19 protein-coding genes and 1 pseudogene are annotated in these 24,888 nt (G+C 74.5%); 15 read left to right on the top strand and 5 right to left on the bottom strand.

Annotated elements, in window-relative coordinates; all coding sequences use genetic code 11:
* Window positions 1–238: 238 nt before the first annotated feature.
* The 7 genes and pseudogenes from MID12_RS04055 to MID12_RS04025 all read left to right on the top strand — a co-directional run bounded on the left by MID12_RS04055 (window position 239) and on the right by MID12_RS04025 (window position 4,702).
* Window positions 239–1,111 (top strand): helix-turn-helix domain-containing protein, encoded by an 873-nt coding sequence (locus MID12_RS04055; RefSeq protein ID WP_040246757.1) that lies wholly within the window; start codon window positions 239–241, stop codon window positions 1,109–1,111.
* Window positions 1,108–1,356: pseudogene (locus tag MID12_RS04050) on the top strand (DUF397 domain-containing protein); the annotation flags it as partial. The gene MID12_RS04055 and the pseudogene MID12_RS04050, both read left to right, overlap by 4 nt.
* Before the next feature lie 107 nt (window positions 1,357–1,463).
* Window positions 1,464–2,279, top strand: a complete 816-nt coding sequence (locus tag MID12_RS04045) for an SAM-dependent methyltransferase (protein WP_263164938.1) — start codon at window positions 1,464–1,466, stop codon at window positions 2,277–2,279.
* 332 nt (window positions 2,280–2,611) lie between these two features.
* Window positions 2,612–2,785, top strand: a complete 174-nt coding sequence (locus MID12_RS04040; protein ID WP_159392984.1) for a hypothetical protein — start codon at window positions 2,612–2,614, stop codon at window positions 2,783–2,785.
* Window positions 2,782–2,937: a hypothetical protein gene (locus MID12_RS04035; protein WP_159392983.1), complete on the top strand. Its 156-nt coding sequence runs from the start codon at window positions 2,782–2,784 to the stop codon at window positions 2,935–2,937. The genes MID12_RS04040 and MID12_RS04035 overlap by 4 nt, the downstream gene beginning before the upstream one ends.
* Before the next feature lie 121 nt (window positions 2,938–3,058).
* Window positions 3,059–3,709, top strand: coding sequence for a DUF6629 family protein (locus MID12_RS04030; RefSeq protein ID WP_263164935.1), 651 nt, complete (start codon window positions 3,059–3,061; stop codon window positions 3,707–3,709).
* A gap of 132 nt (window positions 3,710–3,841) precedes the next feature.
* The gene (locus tag MID12_RS04025) at window positions 3,842–4,702 is read left to right on the top strand and encodes an SDR family oxidoreductase (protein WP_040246752.1); all 861 of its coding nucleotides are present in this window, start codon (window positions 3,842–3,844) and stop codon (window positions 4,700–4,702) included.
* Between the two features lie 91 nt (window positions 4,703–4,793).
* Here the strand turns inward: MID12_RS04025 and MID12_RS04020 are convergent, their stop codons facing one another.
* A complete protein-coding gene (locus tag MID12_RS04020; protein ID WP_263164933.1) occupies window positions 4,794–5,471 on the bottom strand; it encodes an ATP-binding protein in 678 nt (225 codons plus the stop codon).
* Between the two features lie 147 nt (window positions 5,472–5,618).
* On the opposite strand from MID12_RS04020, the gene MID12_RS04015 reads away from it, so the two are divergent.
* On the top strand, window positions 5,619–8,438 hold the full coding sequence (locus MID12_RS04015) for a LuxR C-terminal-related transcriptional regulator (RefSeq protein WP_263164931.1): 2,820 nt from the start codon (window positions 5,619–5,621) through the stop codon (window positions 8,436–8,438).
* A gap of 272 nt (window positions 8,439–8,710) precedes the next feature.
* Here the strand turns inward: MID12_RS04015 and MID12_RS04010 are convergent, their stop codons facing one another.
* Window positions 8,711–9,328: a snapalysin family zinc-dependent metalloprotease gene (locus MID12_RS04010; RefSeq protein ID WP_263164929.1), complete on the bottom strand. Its 618-nt coding sequence runs from the start codon at window positions 9,326–9,328 to the stop codon at window positions 8,711–8,713.
* Window positions 9,329–9,600: 272 nt separating this feature from the next.
* On the opposite strand from MID12_RS04010, the gene MID12_RS04005 reads away from it, so the two are divergent.
* Entirely contained in the window at window positions 9,601–10,827 is a 1,227-nt protein-coding gene (locus MID12_RS04005; RefSeq protein WP_263164928.1) for a metallophosphoesterase, read from the top strand.
* Between the two features lie 150 nt (window positions 10,828–10,977).
* Here the strand turns inward: MID12_RS04005 and MID12_RS04000 are convergent, their stop codons facing one another.
* Window positions 10,978–13,266, bottom strand: coding sequence for a glycoside hydrolase family 3 N-terminal domain-containing protein (locus MID12_RS04000; protein ID WP_263164927.1), 2,289 nt, complete (start codon window positions 13,264–13,266; stop codon window positions 10,978–10,980).
* 313 nt (window positions 13,267–13,579) lie between these two features.
* Between MID12_RS04000 and MID12_RS03995 the strand changes: the two genes are divergently transcribed.
* From MID12_RS03995 to MID12_RS03975, 5 genes are all read left to right on the top strand, one after another.
* Window positions 13,580–14,065, top strand: coding sequence for an SRPBCC family protein (locus MID12_RS03995; RefSeq protein WP_040246747.1), 486 nt, complete (start codon window positions 13,580–13,582; stop codon window positions 14,063–14,065).
* 222 nt (window positions 14,066–14,287) lie between these two features.
* Window positions 14,288–16,084 carry a SpoIIE family protein phosphatase gene (locus tag MID12_RS03990; protein WP_040246746.1) on the top strand — a complete coding sequence of 599 codons (1,797 nt, stop codon included), beginning with the start codon at window positions 14,288–14,290 and terminating at the stop codon, window positions 16,082–16,084.
* A gap of 189 nt (window positions 16,085–16,273) precedes the next feature.
* Window positions 16,274–17,425: a Gfo/Idh/MocA family protein gene (locus tag MID12_RS03985; protein ID WP_040246743.1), complete on the top strand. Its 1,152-nt coding sequence runs from the start codon at window positions 16,274–16,276 to the stop codon at window positions 17,423–17,425.
* Window positions 17,422–18,582, top strand: a complete 1,161-nt coding sequence (locus MID12_RS03980; protein ID WP_040246742.1) for a dihydrodipicolinate synthase family protein — start codon at window positions 17,422–17,424, stop codon at window positions 18,580–18,582. The genes MID12_RS03985 and MID12_RS03980 overlap by 4 nt, the downstream gene beginning before the upstream one ends.
* A complete protein-coding gene (locus MID12_RS03975) occupies window positions 18,579–19,418 on the top strand; it encodes a sugar phosphate isomerase/epimerase family protein (protein WP_263164922.1) in 840 nt (279 codons plus the stop codon). Before MID12_RS03980 ends, MID12_RS03975 begins: the two co-directional genes overlap by 4 nt.
* Window positions 19,419–19,524: 106 nt before the next feature.
* On the opposite strand, the gene MID12_RS03970 is transcribed toward MID12_RS03975, so the two are convergent.
* Entirely contained in the window at window positions 19,525–21,507 is a 1,983-nt protein-coding gene (locus tag MID12_RS03970) for a carbohydrate binding domain-containing protein (RefSeq protein WP_263164921.1), read from the bottom strand.
* A gap of 232 nt (window positions 21,508–21,739) precedes the next feature.
* Between MID12_RS03970 and MID12_RS03965 the strand changes: the two genes are divergently transcribed.
* A complete protein-coding gene (locus MID12_RS03965) occupies window positions 21,740–22,828 on the top strand; it encodes a LacI family DNA-binding transcriptional regulator (RefSeq protein ID WP_040246736.1) in 1,089 nt (362 codons plus the stop codon).
* 71 nt (window positions 22,829–22,899) lie between these two features.
* Here MID12_RS03965 and MID12_RS03960 read toward each other — a convergent pair whose 3' ends face one another.
* Window positions 22,900–24,840, bottom strand: a complete 1,941-nt coding sequence (locus tag MID12_RS03960; protein ID WP_263164918.1) for a DUF2264 domain-containing protein — start codon at window positions 24,838–24,840, stop codon at window positions 22,900–22,902.
* Window positions 24,841–24,888: the final 48 nt, after the last annotated feature.

The following is a 24,888-nucleotide window of genomic DNA, read 5'->3' as shown; positions in this document are numbered from 1 at the left end:
AGGGCCGGGCTCGACCTGCTGCCTCGACGCCGAATGTGCAACTCCCCAGCCGTAGCCGCGAGTTGACGGCCGGCTGTCCGATCGGAGGGGCTCGCTCACAGACGCAACTATGCTCGCAGGGCAGTTCATGCTGCAACCGGAACCCTGATATTTTCAGAAGGACGCTCTCGGGCTAGCGAGATCATCAAGTCGCTGTCACACTCGGAATGTTGACTGACCCTCAGGAGGTAGGCGGAGCGTGAGCGAAGCTCGATCCGGCGCCGGCACCAGCGCGCCGACGGTGCTGCGCATGATCCTCGGCCGCAGGCTGCAGGACATGCGGCAGAGCGCGGGAGCCTCCCTGGACGACGCCGCCAAGGCCCTGCGGGTGACGCCGCTGACCATCCGCCGCCTGGAGAAGGCCGAAGTCGCCCTCAAGCCCCTCTACGTCGAGAAGCTCCTGGAGACCTACGGCGCCGGGCAGCAGGAGATCGAGGAGTTCGTCGACCTGGCCGAACAGGCCAACAAGCCCGGCTGGTGGCACGTCTACCGCGATGTGGTGCCCACCTGGTTCACCGCCTACGTCAGCCTGGAGACCGGCGCCACCACCCTGCGCACCTATGAGCCGCACTACGTCACCGGGCTGCTGCAGACCCGCGCCTACGCCCGCGCCGTCCTGAGCGGAGGCCTCTCGCACGGCCCCGAGGAGGAGCTGGCCCGCCGGGTCGACCTGCGGCTGCGCCGCCAGGGGCTCCTCGACCGGGAGCAGGCGCCCACCCTCTGGGTGGTCATGGAGGAAGCCGTACTGCACCGGGTCGTCGGCGGCCCCGAGGTGATGCGCGAGCAGATCGACCGCCTCTTGGAGGTCTCGGAGCTGCCGCACGTCAGCATCGACATCCTGCCCTTCACCGTCGGCGCCCATGTCGGGGCCTGCGCCCCCTTCACCTACTTCCGGTTCGAAGAGCCGGAGCTGCCGGACATCGTCTACAGCGAGGTCCTCTCGGCCTCCATGTACATGGACCAGCGTGAGGACGTCGTCGCTCATCTCGAAGCGCACAACAGGATGTCCCTGCTGACCTCCTCCCAGGAGAGCAAGGCGCTCCTGAACCGCATGCGCAAGGAGTATTCATGAGCATCGCCGACGGCAGCGTCTACAACGGCATGCCCGCCACGGACCTCGGCGAACACGGCTGGGAGCGGCCGTGGAGCGGTCCCAACGGCGGCCAGTGCGTGGAGACCAAGCTGCTCGCCGACGGACGGATAGCGGTACGCCAGTCGACCGACCCGGCCGGGCCCGCGCTGATCTACACGCCCGAGGAGATCGGCGCCTTCGTCCAGGGCGTCAAGCAGGGCCTGGCCGACCACCTCACGGCCGGATCCGGCGGACAGCGGACCACCAGCAATGCCAGAGAGGGAAAGGCGACGGGCCACCTCAGGCCCCGGGCCACCCGGCACACCGCAGTACATCTTCTGGAAGGGACAGGATGAGCAGCACCCACCTCGGCCGGGATCTCGACACCACCAGGCCGCACTCCGCGCGTATGTACGACTACTACCTGGGCGGCAAGGACCACTTCGCGATCGACAAGCAGGCCGCCGAGTCGGCCGCCGAGGCCAATCCGAACGTCTTCGCCTGCGCCCGGGAGAACCGCGCCTTCATGCACCGTGCCACCCGGGCGCTGGCCCAGGAGCACGGCATCCGCCAGTGGCTCGACATCGGCACCGGGATACCCACCGAACCGAATGTGCACCAGGTCGCGCAGTCGGTGGTCCCCGAGGCCCGGGTGGTCTACGCGGACAACGACCCGCTGGTCCTGAAGTACGCCGAGCGCCTGATGCGCAGCTCACCGCAGGGCCGCACCGCCTATATCGAGGCCGACTTCCACGACCCCGACTCGCTGCTGAACGCGCCCGAGCTGGGCGAGGTCCTCGACCTGTCCCAGCCGATCGCCCTGTCGCTGAACGCGCTGCTGCACTTCGTCACCGACGACGCCGACCCGTACGGCATCGTCGGCCGGCTGATGGCGGCCCTGCCCTCGGGCAGCGCCCTCGCGCTCAGCCACGCCACACCCGAATTCGACCCGCCCACCTGGGAGAAGCTCGCCGCCGTCTACAACGGCGCGGGCACTCCGGTGCGGTTCCGTACGAAGGCGGAGGTGGCCCGCTTCTTCGAGGGGCTCGACCTGCTCGAACCCGGTCTCGCCATCTGCCACCGCTGGCGGCCCGCCCAGCCCGACGGCGCCGACACCCCCACGGACACCCAGATCAGCCTGTGGGCGGGGGTGGGCATCAAGCCGTGACCTCGCGCGAGCACCACGGCGGCGCCGTCCGCCGGGCCTGACCGGCGGACGGCGGCAGAGACCACGACCAGCTTCTCTCCGGGGGCAGTTCCAGAAACGAAACCGATCACGTGCGCGCCGCCCACCCCCACCCGCGCGGACGTTTTCGAGGGAGTCCCGATGAACACGGTGGCACTGCGTGCGAGAGCACGGTCGTGCGACGAGGCAGCGGTGGCCGGGCAGGGGAACCCGCCACCCGAGCCGGGGACGGGAACCTACGGGCGCACCTGCCTCGGCCCTTCGCGGTCCCGGTCCGGTGAACCGGCGGGACGCGGCCGGGGAGGCGGGGCGGCATGATCGTGCAGGACGCCTACGACCTCTTCCTGGCACACCTCGTCGACTGCGCCCGCTGCCGCAAGGCACCCGGCGGTGAGCTGTGCTGCACCGGCCGGGGCCTGAAGACCACCTGGACCGAGGCCCGCCGCGCCTCCTCGGCCCAGCACCGCAGGAAGAGGACCGTCGCATGATCTGCGTCCGCTGCCAGCAGGGCATCAACCCGGGCGAGCCGTACGACGAACACCACCACGACTCGTCCTCCGCGGCCGGCTGCACCAACTACTCGCACAAGAGGTGCCCCGAGGACGAGGAATCCGCCGGCTCCTCCCGGGACGACCGGTGAGCCGGAGGATGCCCGGTCAGGGCTTCGGCCGCCCCGCCCTCGACGGGCGCGCGACGGGGGAGAGCAGACCCTAGTCTTCGGATCCGACGGTGATGTCCGCGGACCGGAGGCATGAGGCGCCATGTGCTGGAGTGCGACTGCCGACCTGGTGGCCGGTGCCGCCGTCACCGCGGTCGGAGCGGCCTCCGTCGCCGCCGTCCGCAGGCCCGGTGATCTGCCGCTCGCCGCGCTCCCGCTGCTCCTCGGCGCGCACCAGATCATCGAGTCGGTGATCTGGCGGGCGGACGGGGGCACCGGCCCCGCCACCGTGGCCTGGGCGGTCATCGCCCTTCCCCTGCTGCCCTTCTGGGTCCCGCTCGGCGTACTCTGCGCCGCCCGGCCCGGAACCCGGCGCCGGCTGCTGCCCCTGCTCGTCCTCGGCACGGCCACCGCGGCGGCGCTCACCCAGGTGCTCCTGACCCGGACCGTACGCGCGGAGGTACGGGGCCACACCATGGCGTACGCGATCGGGCTCCCGTACCCGGAACTCCTGCTCGCGGGCTATCTCCTTGCCACCCTCGGCGCGCTGCTGCTCTCCCGCGACCGCCTGCTGGTGCTGCTCGGCGCGCTGGCCTCGGCGGGGGCGCTGCTGTGCGGGCTGCTCTGGCGACTGGAGTTCATCTCGACCTGGTGCGCCTTCGCCGCGCTCTGCTCGGTGGTGCTGCTCGCCTGGGCGCGGGGGCGGCGCCGGGCACCCGGGCCCCGGCGGGACGGGCACCGCACCCCGTTCTAGGTCTTGCCCGACCACGCGCGTCCGCCGCCTTCCGGACGACGAGCCGCCTTCCGGGCGACGACGCGCAGGGCCGGACCGGCGGCCCTAGGCTCGGAGCGCACCCGACGGCACCTCAGGAAAGGCCCCGCCCCCATGGATCCCGCCCCCACCCTCGCGGTGACCGGCGCCACCGGCCGTCTCGGCGGGCGGGTGGCCCGCCGCATCGCCGCCTCCGGCACCCCGCAGACCCTGGTGGTCCGCGACCCGGCCCGCGCCCCGGAGCTGCCCGGCGCCCGCGCGGTGCCCGGCAGCTTCGGCGACCGCGAGGCGGTGCGGGAGGCGCTGCGCGGGGTCGACCGGGTGCTGATGGTCTCGGCCTCCGAGTCCGCCGACCGGGTCCGGGAGCACCGCGGCTTCGTGGACGCCGCCGTCGAGGCGGGGGTGGCGCACCTGGTGTACGTCTCCTTCCAGGGGGCCTCGCCCGAGGCGGCGTTCACCCTGGCCCGCGACCACTGGGCGACCGAGCAGCACATCCGCGCCTCCGGGCTCGGCTTCACCTTCCTGCGGGACAACCTCTACGCCGACTTCATGCCGGGCCTGGTAGGCGAGGACGGGATCATCCGGGGCCCCGCCGGACGCGGCCGGGCCGCCGTGGTCACCCAGGACGACATCGCGGAGGCGGCCGTGGCGGTGCTGAGCGACGCCCCCCGGCACCTCGGGGCCACCTACGACCTCACCGGCCCCGAGGCGCTCGGCCTGGACGAGGTCGCCGCCCTGCTCTCCGACCACCTCGGCCGCGAGATCGCCTACCGGCCGGAGACCGTCGAGGAGGCCTACGCCTCGCGCCGCTCCTTCGGCGCCCCCGACTGGCAGCTGGACGCCTGGGTCTCCACGTACACCGCCATCGCGGCCGGTGAACTGGCCGCGGTGAGCGACGCGGTACCCCGGCTGACCGGCCACCCCGCCACCAGCCTGGACCAGCTGCTGCGGCTGGACGGCGCTGAGCTGGCCTGAACTCGCCTGAGGCGGAGAGCGCGCGGCGTCCGGGCGCCGGGTGCGTATGGCGTTCGCGCCGGGGCGCCGGGAGTGCGCGCGCCCCCGGTTCTCAGTGGGCGCCCGGCGCGGTGGACAACCGGGGCAGGAATCCGCGGTCCGTACGCCCTGCGATGTGAGCCGGTTCACTCCCCGGCCGCCGTCGCGGTGCAACGCGCGGGGCCGCCTCGTCGTCTTGCCGGACACAGCGCGCGACCGCGCCCGGGGCCCCCTCGGGAGCCTCGTCGCCGGCGGCGGGCGGGCCGGACCCAGGAGGCGGTATGGCGAAGACGGCGGTCACCGTGGTCCCGGTGCTCCCGCGGTGGATCTCGCACCGGGTGGCACAGGACCGGACCAGGTGCAGCCCCCGGCCCCCGCAGGGGAGGGCGGCCGCGGTCCGGGCGTCCTCCGGCGGCGCCTCGCGGGGTGCGGGCAGCCACCGTCCCGCGTCGGCGACGGACAGGACCGCGGCTCCCGTGCGGAGCCGGAGGGTGACGGTCAGCTGCGGGCTGCCGCTGTGCCGCAGCGCGTTGGTGCCGAGTTCGGTGGCGGCCAGCCCGAGCGTGTGCGCCAGGTCCTCCGGGAGCCCCCAGGCGCGGGCCAGATGCCGTACGAACCGCCGCAGCCGCGGGATCGCTGCGGGGCCCGCGGTCAGGGCGCACACCGCGAACGGTGCGCCGCCCCGGGCCGGTGCCGCCTCCGGGTGGTCCCTCGCGGGCGGGGTCCCCGTCGGGGACTCGGGACTGGTCACGGGATCCTCCTGCCGTGCGACGCTCCGGGAGCCTTCGGGACTCCATGTCCGAAACGTCCGCTTATGCGGCCACTCTCCCCATGTCTGCGCGGGCATCTCAATCGGGGCAGACTGATGTACGGGTACGTAAAAAAACCGGACCGAGGGATGACAGAGGGCACAGCGGTCGGCGCGGACGGTGCCCGCCCCGCACGAGAGCGCTGGTGGCGGCTGCGGACCACGCGCGCCCGGACCCGGGGCCCCGTACTCCTCCTCGTCGAGGGCGCGGCCGGAACCGGGAAGAGCGCCCTGCTCACCCGGCTCCTGGAATGCCGTGAGTTCGCGGCGGCCGAGCACCACCTCCTCGACTGCACCCCGACCGGCCTGCGGACACGCGAACCGGCTCGTGGTGAGGGGAAGCCGGGCCGCCCCGACGGGACACTCCGGCCCCCCGCCGAGAGCCTGCTCGCCGCGCTCGCCTCGGACCCGCCCGCGCACCCCCTCGTCCTGGTGGCCGAGGACGCGCACCTGGCGGACGAGGAGTCCCTGAACGCCCTGTGGGGGTGTCTCGACGGGCCGGTACGGGAGGACCTCACCCTGGTGCTCGCCTACCGGCCGGAGGAGCTCCCTGTCCCCGGTCTGCCCTGGGGCCGGGAGCGGGACTACCCCGCCCGGCTGACCGTGCTGCGGCACCGCCTCGCGCCCCTGGACGAGGAGCGGACCGGGGACCTCGCGCGGACGGCGCTCGGGCCCGGACTGTGCGGCCCCGGCTTCACCGCACGGCTGCACGCGCGCTCCGGCGGCAACCCGCAGGTGCTCGTCGATCTGCTCGGGCTCTGCGCCCCCGCGGACGGCGACACCCGGCCCCGTACCGCGGAGGACGTGGACGAGGCCGGGGTACCGGCGCGCCTGGCCACCCTGACCCTGCGGCGGCTGGCCGCGCTGCCCGGGCCCTACCGCCCGGTGGTGGAGGCGGCCGCGGTCCTCGACGCCCCCGCGCTCTCCGGCGAGCTGGCCGCGGTCTCCCGCTGCCCCGACCACGAGGCGGCGCTCACCGCGGCCCTGGCGACGGGGCTCCTGGAGGAGAGCGGGCAGGACGGTTACCGCTTCGGGGTCCCGCTGGCCGCGCGGGCGGTCCGCGAGCATCTGCCGGGGCCCGTGCGGGAGCGGCTGCACCGGGCCGCCGCCGAGATGCTGGGCCGCGAGCAGCCCGTGCCCTGGGAGCGGGTCGCCGGGCACCGCCGCGGCGCCCGGCAGCTGCGGCTGTGGCTGCGGGCCGTGGAGCGCGCCGCCCGGCACTACGGGGGGACCGGCGACCACCTGGCCGCGATCAGCCTCCTCGAACGCACCCTCGCCGTGGCCCGGGTCCCCCGGCAGCTGCGCGACCGGCTGGCGATCCTGCTCGCCCACAACGCCTTGGAGGGCCCCCGCTCGGACCGGGCGGTGCAGGTCCTGCGGCAGATCATCGACGATCCGGACCTCGACCGGGGGGTACGCGGGGAGGCCCGGCTCGACCTCGGCATGCTCCTGAGCAACCAGGCGGGGCAGCCCCTGGAGGGCAACACCGAACTCATCCGCGCCGTCGAGGAGTTGGCCGACCGCCCCGCCCTCGCCTCCCGGGCCATGTCCCATCTGGCGATGCCGGACTGGCCCGGGCTCTCGCTGGCCGAGAACATGCGGTGGCTGGAGGGTGCCGAGGAGGCGGCCGAGCGCTCCGGGGACGAGGTCGCCAGGGCCGCGGTGCTCGCCAACCGCCTCAGCGCGCTCCTCGGCACCGGCCACCCGGCGGCCCGCGCCCTCCTCGACCGGCTGCCGCGCGCGCACGAACTGCTCGCCTGCCGCCAGCACGCGGCCCGCGGTCTGGTCAACGCGGGTGAGGACGCGGTGGGCATCGGCGACTACGCGCTGGCCACGCGACTGCTCGCCGAGGGCATCGAGTTGTCCCGGCGCACCGGCACCCCGTACAACGTCGCCAGCGGGCGCGGGGCCCAGCTGCTCTGCGACTGGATGACCGGTCACTGGGAGGACCTGCCCGAGCAGGCCCGGGCCTTCGCCGACGAGTCCGAGGGGATGCCGATGCTCAGCGGGCTGCCCGGGATGGCGCTCGCCGGGCTCGCGCTGGCCCGCGGCGACTGGGCCGAGGTCGAACGGCGCCTGTACGGGCCCCACGCGCCCGCCGAGAACGCCGCGCCGGTGACGGTGATGGCGATGGCCTCCGCGCTGCGCATCCGGCTCGCGCTCGCCCGCGGCCAGCGCGAGGAGGCGGCCGGGGAGACGGCCGTGGCCTGGCGGCGGCTGCGTGCCAAGGGCGTCTGGGTGTGGGCCGCCGAGTCGGCGCCCTGGGCCCTGGACGCCGTGCTCGGCATGGGGCAGCGGGAGCAGGCCCGGTCGATGGCCGAGGAGTTCGCGGCGGGCCTGGAGGGCAGGGACGCCCCCGCGGCGAGCGCCGCCCTGGAGTGGTGCCGGGGAGCGCTGGCCGAGGCCGAGGGCGAGGTGGCCGAGGCGGTCGGCCGCTTCCGCGGTGCCGGTGCCGCCTTCGCCGCGCTGCCCCGGCCCTATCTGGCGGCGCTCGCGACGGAGCGGGCCGGTACCCTCGCCGCCGCCGCGGGGACGGACCGGGCGCTCGGCGAACTCCAGCGCGCGGTGGCCGAGTTGAGCGGACTCGGCGCGCTCTGGGACGCGGCACGGGTGCGCGCGGTGCTGCGCGACCTCCAGCCGCCCGAGGAGCGCCGCCCGCGCGGCAGGCCCAGCTACGGCGGCCGGCTCTCCCCGCGCGAGGAGGAGGTCGCGCGCTTCGCCGCCTCCGGCCTGACCAACCGGGAGATCGCGCTGACGCTGCATCTGTCGCCGCGCACCGTCGAGCAGCACATCGCGCACGCCATGCGCAAGACCGGGGCGCAGACCCGGGCGGGGCTCGCCGCACTGCCCCCCGAGCCGCCGGACCAGGGCGCCGCCGGAAGACGGGACGCTCCGGACGCCCGGGCCTGAACCCCCGGCTCCGCAACCACCCGGAACCCGAAGGCTCCGGCGCAGGGGTGAGGAGTCCTCCCGAACTCCCCGGAACCCGAAGGCGCCGGTGCACGGGTGAGGAGTCTCCCGTCCACCGGCGCCTTCCGCCGTGAGCGGCTCCGGCCGCGGGGGCGTGGGTGGCCGCCCCCGCGGCGCGGTCCGTTCAGCCGCTCAGGGCGTGCCCGGCGCCGGGCGCCGGGCCGTCCGCGCCCCCGGGAGCCGCCACCGGCCCGCTGCCCGGGGCGGCGCCGTCACCGTCCGGCCCAGATCCGGTCCACCTCGGCGCGCTCGTCCGCGTCGGGCCGGGAGTTGGCGCAGTCGGGACCCGCGCCGCCGCCGTACCCGGACATCAGCTCGCTGCACGGGCCCGCGTAGTGGTCGGGCAGGCCCAGGATGTGCCCGGTCTCGTGTGCGACGACGCGGGTGGGGTCGAAGCCCTCGTCGGCCATCTGCCTGCTGTCCAGGTAGACGAAGCCGCCGTCGCGGCTGGCGTGCGAACCCTGGCCCTCGCCCTCGCGGTAGAGGAAGTCGCCCTTGCCGTCGGTCTCCTCCAGCCGCACATTGCTCACCGAGCTGTTCCAGATCTCGGTGCTGGCGTCGATGATCTCCTGGTAGCCGGGCGCCGCCGAGTCGTTGTACGTGAGGGTCACGGTTTGGAGTCCGGGCTGAGCGGCCTGCTTGGCGCGGGCCGCCCGCAGGACCAGCTCGGAGAAGTCCCCGCCGCCGGTGTCCCCGCCCTGGGCGTAGGCGGCGACGGCGGTGTGGGGGCTGCCCGCGGCGGCCGCCTCGGCGGTGGTCGGCAGCACGGCGGCCGTGGCCACCGCCGCGAGGCCCAGGGCGAGGCGCAGCGCGCGTGGGTGTGCACTCATGGGGGGTGTGCTCCTGTCCGTCTCCGGCGCGCCGCACGGGCCGTGGTCGTCGCCGCGGGTCGGCCGGGTGACGAGCACTCTGCTCGTGTGCTCATGGGCACGACAATCAGGAGGGCATCGGCTACGCATACGCAGAAAATGGCGCCGGTGCCGCGCCAAGTGCCCCGGGACTACCCGTAGTTGGCGCCAGGACCCCGGGGCACACGCCACGTACACGCTCTCTTCATGGATTCGCCATCAGCCGTGGCGGTCGGCATGAGAAGAAAGTCGCCATGTGCGATGACCTGATACCGCCGAGCGCGGACATGACCGAGCGGCAGTGGCTGGACGCGAAGGCGGCGGCGGGGGAGGCCCCGGCGCCGGGGGAGGCCCCCGGCGGCACCGCGCGCCTGGTGGGGCGCCGTTCGCTGCTCGGCGGGGCGGTGGCGGGCGCGGCCGCGCTCACCGTGCTGCCGGGCGCCACGGGCTTCCCGGCGGCGGCCGCCGGACGGGCGGCGGTGGAGAAGTTCCCGCTCCCCACCGCGCCGAACAGCGCGGGGGAGTTCGCCGTCCTGGTCACCGGGGACGCCGGGACCGGCGCCGAGGAGCAGTACGCGGTGGCGGCCGCCGCCCGCGAGGTCTGCCGCGCCGAGGGGGTCCAGCTGGCCGTGGGCCTCGGCGACAACATCTACGAGAACGGCCCCGAGTCCGACGACGACTCCGAGTTCCAGGAGAAGTTCGAGGCGCCCAACACCGGTATCGACGTGCCCTGGCTGATGGTCCTCGGCAACCACGACTGCTCCGGGCTCATCCCCGGCAGCGGCGGCGACCCCTCCCGCGGCGACCGCGAGGTGGCCTACGCCCGGACCTCCTCGCGCTGGTACATGCCCAGCCGCTACTACCAGGTCGCGCTGCCCGAGGGCGGGGCGCCGCTGGTCGAGTTCTTCGGGATCGACTCCAACCCGGTGGCCTCCTCGGTGATCCAGCTCGACCCGTACTACCACTGGGACGGTCCGTACATGCGCGAGCAGCGGGCCTGGCTGGACGGGGCGCTGTCCGCCTCCCGGGCGCGCTGGAAGATCGTGCTCAGCCACCACCCGTACCTGAACAACGGCAAGCACGGCAGCGCCGGTTCGTACGACGGCTTCACCTTCGGGGACTACACCAGCGGGATCCACCTCAAGGAGCTGTACGAGGAGGTGGTCTGCGGGCGGGCCGACCTGATCATGTCCGGGCACGACCACACCCTGCAGATCCTGGAGCCGACCGTGCGCACCGGCGGCACCCGGCCGGTGGTCTGCGGGGCGGCCGCCAAGTCCGGTGACGGCACAGCCCACTTCACGCACCCGGCGGCCTGGCAGGACTTCGCCGCCCGGGGGTTCATGCTGCTGCGGGCGAGCGCCGAGGCGCTCACCCTGGAGGCGTACACCGTCGATGTCGCGGCCGGTACGGCGCAGTTGGCGCACCGGGTGCGCACCACGGTGCCGGTCGGCGAGGCGGGGGTCAGGGCCGGACGCTGACGCCGCCGACCGAGCGGGCCGATTCCTGAGGTCCCGGAGCCCCTGAGCCCCCGAGACCCCTGAGGCGGGGTCCGCCCGGCATCGCGCCGGGCGGACCCCGCCTCAGGTCACGCGGATCCACCGTCCTCGGATGGTGCGGCCCCGCCGCCCTCAGGTGATCCGCAGTGTCCGCTTCTGCTCGGTGGCCGAACTGGCGCCCGCGTACACGTCGATCGCGCCCGGCTCGACCAGGAACTCGCCCTCGGGGGAGTTGGTCCAGAAGCCGAGGTCCTCGGCGCCCAGCGCGAAGCGGACCGTGGTGCGTTCGCCCGCCTCCAGGGTGACCCGGCGGAACCCGCGCAGCCTGCGCACCGGTTGGGCCAGGCTCGCCGCGAGGTCGTGCACGTAGAGCTGCACCACCTCGTCCCCGGCGCGCTTGCCGGTGTTGCGCACGCTGACCGTGACCTCGACCGTGCGCCCGCCGCGCAGCGCCGCGGCGGAGATCCGGTCGGCGCCCAGGCGCGGGGCGCCCACCTCGAAGCGGGTGTAGCTCAGCCCGTGGCCGAAGGGGAAGCGCGGACCGTGCGCCAGGTCCAGGTACTTGGAGGTGTACTTGTTCTCCGGGTCGTAGGGGCGGCCGGTGTTCTCGTGGTTGTAGTAGACGGGGATCTGCCCGGCCGAGCGCGGGAAGGTGACCGGCAGCTTCCCGCCCGGGTTGACCTTGCCGAAGAGGACGTCCGCGACCGCGTTGCCCGCCTCGACGCCCGGGTGCCAGGCCTCGAGGACGGCCGGTGCCTTCGCCAGCCAGTCGCCGAGGACCAGGGGGCGGCCGTTGACCAGGACCACCACGTAGGGGCGGCCGGTCGCCGCCACCGCCTCGATCAGCTTCTCCTGGGCGCCGGGCAGGGTGATGTCGCTGCGCGCCGCGGCCTCGCCGCTCATCGCCGCGGGCTCGCCGACCACCACGACGGTGACCTCGGCCGCCTTCGCCGCGGCGACCGCCGCCGCGATGCCGCCGGTGTCCTCGCCCTCGGGGTCGGTGCCGCGGGCGTGGGTGACCTTCGCCTTCGGGGCGGCCTTCTTCACCGCGTCCAGGATCTTCCCGGCCGGGAAGCGCTCCTGCGCCTTGGGGATGACCCAGGTGCCCAGCAGATCGGCCGAGTCCGCGAAGGGGCCGACCACCGCGATCGAGCCCACCGAGGTGCTCAGCGGCAGCGCCCCGTCCTCGTTCTTGAGGAGCACCATGGAACGGGCGCCGGTCTGCCGGGCCGCCGCCCGCGCCTTCGCGCTCGGCTCGTCGATCGCCTCGGACTCGTCCACGTACGGCTTCTCGAAGAGGCCGAGGGTGAACTTCAGGCGCAGGATCCGGGTGACCGCCTCGTCGAGCCGGGCCCGGCTGATGGCGCCCTGGGCGAGCAGCTTCGCACCGTGGTCGACGAGATGGGTGCTGGTCATCTCCATGTCCACCCCGGCGTTCAGGGTGAGCCGGGCCGCGTCCGCGCCGTCCTCGGCGAAGCCGTGCGGGATCAGTTCCTGAACGCCGGTCCAGTCGCTGACCACGACCCCGCCGAACTTCCACTCCCGCTTGAGGATCTGGGTCAGGGTGTGGGTGTTCCCGTGCGCGGGGACCCCGCTGACGGTGTTGAAGGAGGCCATCACGGTGGCCGCGCCCGCGTCCAGGGCGGCCTTGAAGGGCGGCAGGTAGTGGTTGCGCAGCCGCGACTCGGAGACGTCGACGGTGTTGTAGTCCCGGCCGCCCTCGGCGCCGCCGTAGCCGACGAAGTGCTTGGCGCAGGCGGCCACCCGGTCCTTCGCCCGCAGGTTCTTGCCCTGGTAGCCGCGGACCTTCGCGGCGGCGAACTCGGCCGTCAGGTACGGGTCTTCGCCGTTGCCCTCGGCGATCCGGCCCCAGCGCGGCTCGTGGGTGACGTCCATCATCGGGGCGAAGGTCCAGTGCACGCCGTTGGAGCGGGCCTCCCGCGCGGAGACCTCGGCGTCCAGGGCGCTGACCTCGGGGTCGAAGCTGGCGGCCTGGGCGAGCGGAATGGGAAACGTTGTCCAGAATCCGTGGATCACGTCCAGGCCGAAGAGCAGCGGGATGCCGAGCCGGGACTCCTCCACCGCGATCCGCTGGAGCGCGTTGGTCGCCTCGGCGCCGAGGATGCTCAGCACCGAACCGAGCCGGCCGGCCCGCGCCGCGTCCTCGATCTCCTTGGTCTCGCCGCCGCCGGGCCCGGTGTCCCAGGTCCACGGCAGCTGCTGGAGCTGGCCCAGCTTCTCCTCGACGGTCATCCGCTTCAGGAGCGCGCCGATCCGCGCGTCGTGCGGGCCGGGCGCCAGCGGCGCCGGACCCGCCGCGGCCGGTGCCCCGCTCGCGGCGGCGCCCTGGACCGCGGCGCCGGAGGCCACGGCCGCGCCGCCCACGGCGGACAGGAGGGTACGTCGTCTGATCACTGCCATGGCTTCACCACTTCGACTCAGGGTCCCGTCGATCGCCCGCTCTGCCTGCGAAAGATGAAGCGAAGCTAGGGGCGGCCCCGGGACCCGTCAAGGGTGCGGGCCGAGGTGTTCCGTACCAGGTGAACCGGCCCGGCGGGTGGTGCGGGACCCCACTTCCCGTGCCCCGCCCAGAAGTTGACGCTCCATCAGGAACGTGGCGTCCGCCACGACCCCTTGCCCCGGGGCGCTTCACGGGTGAGCCTTCGGGGGCCGCGTCACCTGTGCGGCGGCAGAGCGGGGCCACCGCGGCCGAGGAAGGGAAGGGACCGCATCCATGGAGCAGCCGGTTTCGGAGTCGATACGTATCGCCGTGCCCCCGGAGGCCGTCTACCGGGCCGTCGCGAACGTCGGCGACATGGGCCGCTGGAGCCCCGAGTGCACCGGCGCCCAGGTCAAGGACGTCGGCGCCGCCGGGCTCCAGGCGGGCGACCGCTTCACCGGGCGCAACGCCGTCGCCCGGCGGCCCCCCTGGTCGACCCGGTGCACCGTCACGGCCGCCGAGCCCGGCCGGCGGTTCACCTTCGAGGTGCGGGGCGTGGGCCTGCCGGTCGCCGAGTGGAGCTACGCCTTCGCCCCCACCGCGGACGGCCGCTCCACCGAGGTCACCGAGACCTGGGTGGACCAGCGCGGCCCCCTGATGTGGGTCCTCAGCACCCTGGTCAGCGGCGTACGCGACCGGTCCGCCCACAACCGCAGGACGATGCGGGTGACCCTCGCACGGCTCAAGGAGTCCCTGGAGAGCGAGTACGAGGCGGCCTGAGCGGGGCGCGGCCGCGGCGGCCCGCACCGGCCGCCCGGTGCCCGCGGCCCGATATCCGCGGGAATCCCGCCGTGCAGCCAGGGGATCACTTCCGGGTGGCGCGGTTACGATGAGTGTCCGCGTACCGAAGGGCCCCGCCGGGCACGGCAGGCATCCGCGCCGGTTCGGGCGCACACTCGAAAGGGCGGGGGCGCCCGCGACAGTGACGGGGAGGACAGGACGGTGAACGGCGGCAGCCGCAATCGGCGACTGACCAGTCGGCTCGCCGCGCAGAATGCCTCCACCACCCACAACTCCACCGGCCGGAGCCTGCGCTTCCGGCGCGGGCGCGGGGCGGGGACCGAGCAGTTCACCACCCGCTCCCGGCTCGCCTGGCTGAACCTCGCGAGCACCCGGATCGGCACCACCCTCGACCTGGAGCGCACCGCCGAGGAGCTGGCCCGGTTCATCGTGCCCCGGTTCGCCGACGCCGCCGCCGTCGACCTCCTCGAAGCGGTGCTGCGCGGCGAGGAGGGCGCCCGCTGGACCGGCGCGGGCATCCCCGACAGCCGCGCCATGGCGGTCCAGGCCGTGGACTCCCTCGCCTCCCTGGAGCCCACCCCGGTCGGCGAGACCATCGTCCGCACCGAGATGAAGCGCGAGACCCTGCTGCACCGCTACTGCCTGCGGCAGGGCAAGCCGGTCCTGGTCAGCCGGATGGCCGACGAGGACTTCGACCGGGTCGCCCCGACCGACAGCGCCGCCGACAAGATGCGCCGCACCGGGGTGCACAGCTACCTCGCCGTCCCGCTGATCGCCCGCGGCGTCCTCCTCGGCACCGCCGACTTCGTCCGCGCCCAGGGCAGCCCGCCCTTCAGCACCACCGACCTGGCCCTCGCCGAGCAACTCGCCTCCAAGGCCGCGGTGTTCATCGACAACGCCCGCCTGTACGGCCGCGAGCGCGAGCACGTGGTCACCCTCCAGCGCAGCCTGCTGCCGCGCGCCACCCCGCACACCCCGGGCCTGCGGGTGCACGCCGACTACGCCCCCGCCATGGACGCCCGCGGGGTCGGCGGCGACTGGTACGACGTGATGGCGCTGCCGGGCGGCCGCACCGCCCTGATGGTCGGCGACGTGATGGGCCACGGGCTGCCCGCGGCGGCCACCATGGGGCGGCTGCGCACCGTCGCCCGCACCCTGATGATGCTCGACATGGCACCGGAGCGGGTCCTCGCCCGCCTGGAGATGGCCACCCGCGACCTGGAGGACGAGCAGGTCGCCACCTGCCTGTGCGCCGTCTACGACCCCGCCGACTCCAGCTACACCCTGGCCAGCGCGGGCCACCCGCCGCCCCTGCTGCGCGAGGAGTCCGGCGCCGCCGCCTTCCTGCCGGTGCCGGTCGGCGCGCCGCTCGGGGCGGGCGTGATCCCGTACGACCCGCTGCGGGTGCCGGTGCCGCCGGACAGCCGTCTGGTGCTCTTCACGGACGGGCTCGTGAAGACCCGCGAGGACGATGTGCACATCCAGCTGGAGCGCCTGCGGGAGGCCGCCGAGGACCTCGCGATCGGGCGCCTGGACGAGGGCGGTCTGCTCGCTTCCGCGCCCACCGGCGAGTCCCGCTTCGACGAGGCGGTGCTCCTGGTCGCCCGCCAGGCCCCGCCCGCCGGTACCGAGCTGCGGGTCTGGGAGCTGCCGGGCGACGGCACCGCCGCCTCCACCGCCCGCCGCCGGGTCACCGAGCAGCTCGCCGCCTGGGACCTCGACGAGCTCGCCGACGTCACCGAGCTGGTGGTCAGCGAGCTGGTCGGCAACGCGCTGCGCTACGGCAAGGGCCCCGGGCAGCTGCGGCTGCTGCGCGGCGAACGCCTGGTGGTCGAGGTCTCCGACAGCGGTCCCGACCTGCCGCAGATCCAGCACGCGGACGTGAGCGACGAGGGCGGCCGCGGCCTGCAGCTCATCAACATGCTCTGCCGCAGCTGGGGTTCCTGCCGCACCGCCACCGGGAAGGTGGTCTGGGCGGAGCAGGACCTCGGGACCTAGGGCCTCAGGCCGGGCCGGGGCGATCCGGCCCGGGCCGAGGAACCGTGCCGCCGACCGGCCTCTCCGTGCCCCGGGCGCCCCGCGCCCCTCCGCGCCGCCCGCGTCCGCCCCCACGCTTGTCCACCGCTCCGCGAGGGGCTAGCGTACGCATGTAGAAAGCGCTTTCTATCCGGTGAGTGAGGTCCAGACATGGCGCGCAGAACGATCCGTATCGCCCTCAACGGCGTGACCGGCCGGATGGGGTACCGCCAGCACCTCGTCCGGTCCCTGCTCGCCCTGCGCGAGGACGGCGGGCTCGACCTCGGCGGCGGGGACACCCTCTGGCCGGAGCTGGTGCTCGTCGGGCGGCGTGAGCACGCGCTGCGCGAGATCGCCGGGCGGCACGGCCTCGGGGAGTGGTCCACCGACCTGGACGCCGTGCTCGCCGACGACAGCATCGACATCTACTTCGACGCCCAGGTCACCGCCGCCCGCGAGGAGGCGCTCAAGAAGGCGATCGCGGCCGGCAAGCACCTCTACACGGAGAAGCCCACCGCCACCACGCTCGCCGGGGCCCTCGCCCTCGCCCGGCTCGCCGACGAGGCGGGCGTCAAGCACGGCGTCGTCCAGGACAAGCTCTTCCTGCCGGGCCTGCTCAAGCTGAAGCGCCTGATCGACGGCGGCTTCTTCGGCGAGATCCTGTCCGTGCGCGGGGAGTTCGGCTACTGGGTCTTCGAGGGCGACTGGCAGCAGGCGCAGCGCCCCAGCTGGAACTACCGCGCCGAGGACGGCGGCGGCATCGTGGTCGACATGTTCCCGCACTGGGAGTACGTGCTGCACGAGCTCTTCGGCCGGGTCACCACCGTGCAGGCGCTCACCGCCACCCACATCCCGCGCCGCTGGGACGAGCGGGGCGCGCCCTACGAGGCCACCGCCGACGACTCCGCGTACGGCGTCTTCCAGCTGGCGGGCGGCGCCGTCGCCCAGATCAACTCCTCCTGGGCGGTGCGCGTCAACCGCGACGAGCTGGTGGAGTTCCAGGTCGACGGCACCCACGGCTCCGCGGTGGCGGGGCTGCGCAACTGCCGGGTGCAGCACCGCTCGGCGACCCCCAAGCCGGTGTGGAACCCCGATCTGCCGGTCACCGAGTCCTTCCGGGACCAGTGGCAGGAGGTCCCGGACAACACCGAGTTCACCAACGGCTTCCGCGCCCAGTGGGAGCTGTTCCTGCGGCACGTCGTCCTCGACGAGCCCTGGTCCTGGGACCTGCTCGCGGGCGCCCGCGGGGTGCAGCTCGCCGAACTCGGCCTGCGCTCCTCGGCCGAGGGCCGCCGCCTCGACGTACCGGAGCTGACGCTGTGACCCTGCGACTCCCCGCGCCGGGCGGCTCCCTGCGCGACTACCGGCCCAGCGGACGGGCGCTCACCCTCGCCCCCGGCGGACCGCCGCTCGCCTCCCGGCGGGTCTTCTCCGCGGCCCATGTGGTCGCCGACCCGCTGGCCGACACCGGCCCCGACGACCCGGCGGCCGTCGACTGGGACGCCACCCTCGCCTTCCGCCGCCATCTGTGGGGGCACGGCCTCGCGGTGGCCGAGGCGATGGACACCGCGCAGCGGGGCATGGGCCTGGACTGGGCGGGCGCCAAGGAGCTGATCCGGCGCTCGGCCGCCGAGGCGCGCGCGGTCGGCGGCGGGCTCGCCTGCGGGGTCGGCACCGACCAGCTCGGCCCCGGACCGCACACCCTCGCCGAGGTCACCGCCGCCTACGAGGAGCAGCTCGCCTTCGTCGAGGGCTGCGGAGCCCAGGCCGTCCTGATGGCCTCCCGCGCGCTCGCCGCCGCGGCCCAGGGCCCCGAGGACTATCTGAAGGTCTACGGCTCGCTGCTGCGCCAGGCCGCCGAACCGGTGGTCCTGCACTGGCTCGGGCCGATGTTCGACCCTCAACTCGACGGCTACTGGGGCGAGACGGACCTCGACGCCGCCACCGACTCTTTCCTCGCCGTGCTCGCCGAGCACCCCGACAAGGTGGACGGCATCAAGGTCTCGCTGCTCGACGCGGACCGCGAGATCGCCCTGCGCAGGCGGCTGCCGGTCGGGGTGCGCTGCTACACCGGCGACGACTTCCACTACCCGGAGCTGATCGCGGGTGACGAGCAGGGCTTCAGCCACGCCCTGCTCGGCGTCTTCGACCCGCTCGCGCCCTTCGCCGCCGAGGCGGTACGGGCCCTGGACACCGGGGACGCCGAGCGCTTCCGGTCCCTCCTCGACCCGACCACCCCGCTCGCCCGCCACCTCTTCGCGACGCCGACCCGCTTCTACAAGACGGGCGTGGTCCTGCTCGCCTGGCTCGGCGGCCACCAGTCCCACTTCACGATGGTCGGCGGGCTGCACTCGGCCCGCTCCCTGCCGCACCTGGCCCGCGCCTACGAACTCGCCGACACCCTCGGCCTGTTCCCCGACCCGCAGCTCGCCGAGGCGCGGATGTCCGCCCTGCTGCACGTCCACGGAGTACCCCGATGAGCAACCCGCCCGACCTCTCCCGCCTCAGCATCAACCAGGAGACCATCCGCCAGTGGTCGCTGCCCGAACTGGTCGAGGGCTGCGCCCGGGCGGGCATCGGCGGCGTCGGCCTGTGGCGGGCGCCGGTGCAGAAGTACGGGGTCGAGGCGGCGGCCCGGCTGGTGCGCGAGGCCGGGCTCACCGTCACCAGCCTGTGCCGCGGCGGCTTCTTCACCGACCGCGACCCGGCCGCCCGGGCCGCCGCCGAGGAGTCCAACCGGCGCGCGGTGGACGAGGCGGCGGCGCTCGGCACCGGCACCCTGGTCCTGGTCTCCGGCGGCCTGCCCGAGGGCGACCGGGATCTGGGCGCCGCCCGGGAGCGGGTCGCGGACGCCCTCGCCGTCCTCGCCCCGTACGCGGCCTCGGCCGGGGTGCGCCTCGCGATCGAACCGCTGCACCCGATGTACGCCGCGGACCGCTGCGTGGTCTCCACCCTCGGCCAGGCGCTCGACCTCGCGGAGCGCTTCCCCGCCGAGCAGGTCGGCGTCGTCGTCGACACCTACCACCTGTGGTGGGACGACCGGGCGGGCGAGGACATCGCCCGGGCCGGCGCCGGCGGCCGCCTGGCCTCCTTCCAGCTCGCCGACTGGATCACCCCGCTGCCCGCCGGGGTACTGCTCGGCCGCGGTCAACTCGGCGACGGCAGCGTCGACTTCCGCTGGTTCCACGCGGCGGTCACCGCGGCGGGCTGGACCGGCCCCGCCGAGGTGGAGATCTTCAACGAGGCCCAGTGGGAGCGCGAGGGCGCGGCCGTCCTGGCGGAGACGGCGGAGAGGTATGCGGCGCACGTGCTGTGAGCCTGCCCCTGTCCCTGGCCATTGACGGCGGACAAGCCCCGAATCCCCCGTACGCGCGGGGGATTCGGGGCTTGCTTGCTGTCAACGGCTCACCGGCACCCCGCCCTCACTCCTTCACCAGACCGACGTCATCGCAGAAGCCGTTCCCCTCGCCGCCGCGGGCATAGCAGTAGATCCGTGCGGTGCTCGTGTCCGCCCCGGTGGTGAAGCGCACCGAGCCCTCCCGGTACGCGGTGCCGGTGAAGGCCGTGCGTACGGTCGAGCCCTGGTCGTCGTAGGCCTTGGCGCCCAGGGAGAGTTCGGTGCCCGGGGTCGAGACGCGGCCCCAGCCGGTGAGCCGGTAGGTGGCGCCCGGCTCGAGTGCGACCACCTGCTCGGCGGCGGCGGGGGAGCGGCCGGTGCGTACGGCGCCGCTGCCTCGGTGGGCGCCGGAGTCGAGGGCGGTGCCGCCGTAGGTGGTCCACGGGCTCAGCGAGCCGGTCTCGAAGTTGCCGTTGCGGATCAGGGTGCCAGGGGTGCACTGGGCGTCGTCCACCGTGCTCGCCTGGTGGAAACCGGCGTCGGGGTGGCAGACCCGCGGCAGGGGGGTGCCGAAGTAGTCCTCGCCGCCGTCCGCGAGTACCGGTCCGACGCCCCGGGCGGGGGAGCCCTCGGCGAGCTTGTAGTCGGCGGCCGCGCGCCCGTCCTGCTCGACGAAGCGGGGGTCGGCGGTGACCTTCAGCGGGTCGGCGGGCTCATCGGCCGGGTGGTTGCCGGAGAGGACATTGCCGCGCCAGGTGAAGTCGCCGGGCCGGTACGCGTTGTCGCCGAAGCCGGTGTACCCGCCGGAGCCGAGGTTGTGGAAGACGTTGCCGCTCAGCCGGGTGAGGGAGGAACCGGCGCCCTGCTGGATGATCGCCGTCGTCGAACCCTTCGGCAGATAGGCGGTGTTGTGGTGGACCTGCGCGTCCTTCTCGCCCACCGCGAACAGCCAGCGGCTCTTGTCCCCGACGCTCAGATTGTGGCGCACGACCGTGCCGGTGGCGCTGGAGCCCGCCCCGCAGGCCCCGCAGAACAGCATGAAGCCGCCCTCGTTGTCGTGGCTGTAGTTGTACTGGAAGAGCGCGCCCTTGTTGCCGTAGTCGGCGTCGAAGGCCATGCCGTCGTTGTTGTCCTTCAGCCGCCGGACGTGGTGGACCTCGTTGTGCTGGATCGTGGTGTGGTCCGAATTGATGGTCCAGATACCGGCGTTGGCACCCATCGGGCGCATCGCGAGGTCGTAGGCGGTGTTGTGCTCCACGAGCGCCTTCTCGGCCGCGCGCACCACGATCCCGTCCCCGCCGGTGTCGTTGATCGTGTTGCCGCGGAAGACGATCCGGGTGTTGGCCCGCCAGTTCACCTTGCTGCCGCAGCCGTCCCCGGTGCCGTACTCCGGGCGGCACATCCAGGTGCTGTAGTTGGTCAGGCCCTCCCGGTCCACCCGGGAGATACGGGAGTCGCTGACCAGGACGTCGTCGAAGTTGGTCGGGGTCCTCGTGCCGCTGACCCGGAACTGGATGCCGTTGCTCTGCTTGGTGGCGTCCCCGTTCACGTCGTGCACGTAGACGTCGTCCACCCGGTAGTGGCTGCCGACCCCGTCCGGCAGGTCCTCGATCTCCACCAGGAGGCCGTTGCGCTCGCGCTTGGTGGCGCCGGTGTCCCGGTAGGTGATCTCGATGCCGGAGATCTCCCACTGCTCGACGTTGTAGAGGTGCACCGCCGCCTTCTCGGTGCCGGCCGCCTCGCCCGCGACCACCGGCCGGGCGGAGCCCGCACCGTACGGAGCCAGCAGGACCGGGGCCTTCGCGCTGCCCGAGCCCTTCGGCTTCAGGGTCCCCTCGCAGGTGGCGCCGCGCTTGAGCAGCAGCCGGTCGCCGGGGCCGAAGGTGTGGCCGTTCGCCTGGGCGAGGCTGTTCCAGGGGCTCTGCTCGCTGCCGGAACCCGCTGTGGAGGCCGAGCAGTCGAGGTATCGGTCGGCGGCGGCCGGAGCGCCGGCGGCCTCGGGGGCGGCGAGCGCGCCCGCGAGGACGAGGCCGGCCACGGCGGCCCGTCTGAGGGAGAGCAGCATCATGGGACTCCCGGAGGGAGGGGACGGTGAATGTCCCACAACGTAAAATCGGCCATTCGATCGAGTCAACGGTTCTGACCAAGTCGATCGACAAGCGATCAAACGACTGGTAAATGATCGGGTATCTTTTCTGACCCGGGCTGCCGGTCGTCAGGACGAGCGGTGCAGGATCGTCCCCGGCAGCGCGGCGAGCGGCGGCGGACCGCGGCTCGGCGAGGACCACGGAAGGGGCCCGATGAGCAGTTCGGCGCAGGACCGTCGCAGGCGCATCCTCGAAGCCGTACGCGGGCTCGGCAGCGTACGGGTGGTGGATCTGGCGAGCCGCCTGGAGATCCCGGCGGTCACCGTGCGCCGGGATGTCGCCGCGCTGGCGGACGAGGGCAGGCTGCTGCGCACCCACGGGGCGGTCGCGCTGCCCGAGGGCGGTGCCGCGACCGCCGGGGGCGGCGCCGAACGGCTGATCGGCATGCTGGTGCCGACCCTCGGCTCCTACTTCGACGAGGTGGTCGCGGGCGCCAGCGCGGCCGCCGCGGCCGCCGGTGCCCGGGTGGTCCTAGGCATCGCCCCCTACGACTCCGGCGACGACCGCGCCCAGGTGGAGCGGCTGCTCGAATCGGAGGTGGACGGGCTGCTGCTCACCCCGAACTGGAAGCCCAGGACCGGCCTCGACGAGAGCGACTGGCTCGGTGAACTGCCGGTGCCCGCCGTCCTGGTGGAGCGCAGGGCGGCGCCCGCGAGCCCGGCCGCCGAGCTGGACGCGGTCTGCTCCGACCACCGGCACGGCGTCCTGCTCGCCCTGCGCCGCTTCGCCGGGCTCGGCCACCGCTCGGTGCTGCTCGCCGCCCGCGACGACACCCGTACCGCCTACGAGGTGCGCGCGGGCTACGCCCAGGCGGTGGAGCAACTCGGCCTGCGCGGGGCGCCGGTGATCGACATGCCGAGCGCCGCCGACCCCCGCTCCGCGGTCGACCGGCAGCAGGTCGCCGCCCGGATCGCCGAGGCCGCCGCCTCCGGAGCGCGCGCCCTGCTCGTCCACAACGACCAGGACGCCATCCAACTCCCGCCCCTGCTGCGCTCGTTCGGCCTCAGCGTGCCCGAGGACATGGCCCTCATCTCCTACGACGACGTCTTCGCCTCGCTCTCCGCGCCGCCGCTGACCGCGGTGGCGCCGCCCAAGCGGGCGGTGGGCGCGACCGCCCTCGACGCCCTGCTGCGGCGCCTGGACGCCTCCGGTGAACTCCCGGTCCAGCACGTCGAGTTGCTGCCCTCGCTCAAGCTGCGGGCCTCCTGCGGCGAGCCGGTCCGGGGCGCACGGGAGGCCTGAGGCCCCGCAGGTTCGAGGCGCCCGGAGACCCGAGGAGCCGCGGGCCCGAGGGGCGCCCGGGAAGTCTCTGCTCAGCCGCCGGGCTCGACCCGCGGCGCGGGGGAGTGCGCCACCCGTACCGAGCCCGCGGCGACCTCGGCGCGGTGGCTGCCGCCGCCGGGCCAGTCCACCCGTACGGACCAGCCCTCGGGCCGCGGCGTCACCCGCACCCGGGGCCGCTCCCCGGCGTCCCGCGCAGCGGCGCCGGTCAGCCGCAGCGCGGCGAGGAAGAGGCTGCCGCCCGCGCCGGTCGCCCCGTGCAGCACCGGCACCGCCGCCCGCGGGCCGAAGGCGGTACCGGACTCCGCGGTCCGCACCTCGGCCCCGGCGAGACCGAGCAGCCCGCGCAGCTCGCTGTGCGTCCCGTCCCCGGCGCGCACCCAGGCGGTGCCGTCCTCGGCGCCGGTCCGCAGCTCCTCGCCCGCCGGGGCCCAACCGCCGCACACCACCGGGGTGTCGGGCGCGGCCCCGGACACCAGGTGCAGGCGCACCTCCTCGGCGCCGTCCGCGAGGCTCAGCGAGGTGACCTCGACCCCGGGCAGGGGGCGGCCGCCGAGCCGGGGCGTGTGCGCCGAGGCCGCCCAGCCCGGGCCCGCGCCGAGCGGCTCGATCCGGCCGCGCTCGCTGACCTCGTCCCCGTCCCGCAGCCCGAAGTGGTTGTCCGGGAGCCCGTCGGTCGGCCCGGTCGCCGTGGAGTGCGCGAGCGCGGCGTAGAGCGGGTTGTCGGGGGCCACCTCGGCGGCGGGCTGGTCGTCGCTGCCGTGGTTGTGCAGCCGTACGATCCCGTCCGCCGCGGTGGACTGGAGCAGCCAGCCCGGCTCGGGCAACCCCCGGGCGGTGTCGGCGAGTTCGGCCGGTCCCGGCTCCTCGGTCGCGGTCCAGACCGGGTGGTCCGGCGGCAGCAGGAGGCCGAGGAAGCCGCTGGCGGACCAGTACGGCGAGGCGGGGCCCGAGTAGGGCTGGACCAGGGGTGGATGGGCGCCGTGCCAGCCGAGGGTGAGGCGGCCCTCGGCGTCCAGCGCGCCCCGGTCCAGGAAGTAGCGCAGCGCCCCCGAGGCGATCCGGCGGGTCGCGCCCGGCGCCAGCGGGGTCCGCCCGGTCAGCGCACCGGCCCACAGCGGCGCGGCGGCGGCGAACCGGTAGCTGAGCGAGCGCCCCTGGTGGACCGGGGCGCCGTCGGCGCCGAACATGCCGGTGTACGCGCCCAGGTAGGCGGCGAGCCGTCCGCCGTACCGCGCCGTCAGGGCGGGGTCCCGGGCGAGGTGGGCGTGGAGCACCGGGGTGAGGTGCATGGCCCAGCCGTTGTAGTGGTCGAAGGCGCGGGGGCGGCCGTCGGTGTACCAGCCGCCGCCGAGGTACCAGCCGTCGATCTTCTCCAGGCCGCGGGCGATCGCCGCCTCGGCCGCCTCGGTCTCGATGCCCGCCTCCGCGAGGAAGCCGCCGACGGCGAGCGGGAAGAGCCACCAGTTGTTCTCGTGCGGGGTGCGGTGCAGGGCCTCGGCGAGCCAGCGGCCCGCCCGCTCGCGGACCTCCTGGTCCAGCCGGTCCCACAGCCAGGGGCGGGTGAGCCGCAGGGCGAGCGCGATGGTGGCGGCCTCCACCATGGGCTGGCCGCGGTCGGTGATCACCGGCCAGGACTCGCCGTCGCCGCCGGTGAGTTCGCGTGCGCGGGTGGGGTGCCGGGTGCCGGCGTCCAGGCCCGCGGCGTACCGGTCGAGGAGACCGGCCGGGTCCTCGCCCCCGGCGCCCGCGACGCGCAGCGCGGCGAGCTGGAAGGTGCGGGCGTACCCCTCCAGGCCGTCGGAGCGCGGTCCGGACCAACTCGGGCGCGGGCCCGGCAGGTTGATCAGTGCCTGGCCGGGAGTGGCGTGCGGGGCGACCGCGGCGAGCATCGCGTCGGCCGCCGCCTCCCAGTGGCTCCTGGTCCAGCCGGTGTACGGGCTCAGCTTCCGGTCCTCGGGGGGCAGCCGCATGGATCATTTCCTTTGTCGGACGGTCCGGGCGCCGCCGGTGTCCGCGCC

It is taken from the genome of Streptomyces sp. SCSIO ZS0520, assembly GCF_025643355.1.
GTDB classification, from domain to species: Bacteria; Actinomycetota; Actinomycetes; order Streptomycetales; family Streptomycetaceae; genus Streptomyces; species Streptomyces physcomitrii.
This window is presented reverse-complemented; position numbering and strand designations above follow the sequence as displayed.

Bases quoted from the DNA above. Each gene is read 5' to 3' on its own strand.
- MID12_RS04045 (WP_263164938.1), top strand. From the start codon at position 1,464: ATGAGCAGCACCCACCTCGGCCGGGATCTCGACACCACCAGGCCGCAC.
- MID12_RS04040 (WP_159392984.1), top strand. From the start codon at position 2,612: ATGATCGTGCAGGACGCCTACGACCTCTTCCTGGCACACCTCGTCGAC.
- MID12_RS04035 (WP_159392983.1), top strand. From the start codon at position 2,782: ATGATCTGCGTCCGCTGCCAGCAGGGCATCAACCCGGGCGAGCCGTAC.
- MID12_RS04030 (WP_263164935.1), top strand. From the start codon at position 3,059: ATGTGCTGGAGTGCGACTGCCGACCTGGTGGCCGGTGCCGCCGTCACC.
- MID12_RS04025 (WP_040246752.1), top strand. From the start codon at position 3,842: ATGGATCCCGCCCCCACCCTCGCGGTGACCGGCGCCACCGGCCGTCTC.
- MID12_RS04015 (WP_263164931.1), top strand. From the start codon at position 5,619: ATGACAGAGGGCACAGCGGTCGGCGCGGACGGTGCCCGCCCCGCACGA.
- MID12_RS04010 (WP_263164929.1), bottom strand. From the start codon at position 9,328: ATGAGTGCACACCCACGCGCGCTGCGCCTCGCCCTGGGCCTCGCGGCG.
- MID12_RS04005 (WP_263164928.1), top strand. From the start codon at position 9,601: ATGTGCGATGACCTGATACCGCCGAGCGCGGACATGACCGAGCGGCAG.
- MID12_RS04000 (WP_263164927.1), bottom strand. From the start codon at position 13,266: ATGGCAGTGATCAGACGACGTACCCTCCTGTCCGCCGTGGGCGGCGCG.
- MID12_RS03995 (WP_040246747.1), top strand. From the start codon at position 13,580: ATGGAGCAGCCGGTTTCGGAGTCGATACGTATCGCCGTGCCCCCGGAG.
- MID12_RS03985 (WP_040246743.1), top strand. From the start codon at position 16,274: ATGGCGCGCAGAACGATCCGTATCGCCCTCAACGGCGTGACCGGCCGG.
- MID12_RS03975 (WP_263164922.1), top strand. From the start codon at position 18,579: ATGAGCAACCCGCCCGACCTCTCCCGCCTCAGCATCAACCAGGAGACC.
- MID12_RS03970 (WP_263164921.1), bottom strand. From the start codon at position 21,507: ATGATGCTGCTCTCCCTCAGACGGGCCGCCGTGGCCGGCCTCGTCCTC.
- MID12_RS03965 (WP_040246736.1), top strand. From the start codon at position 21,740: ATGAGCAGTTCGGCGCAGGACCGTCGCAGGCGCATCCTCGAAGCCGTA.
- MID12_RS03960 (WP_263164918.1), bottom strand. From the start codon at position 24,840: ATGCGGCTGCCCCCCGAGGACCGGAAGCTGAGCCCGTACACCGGCTGG.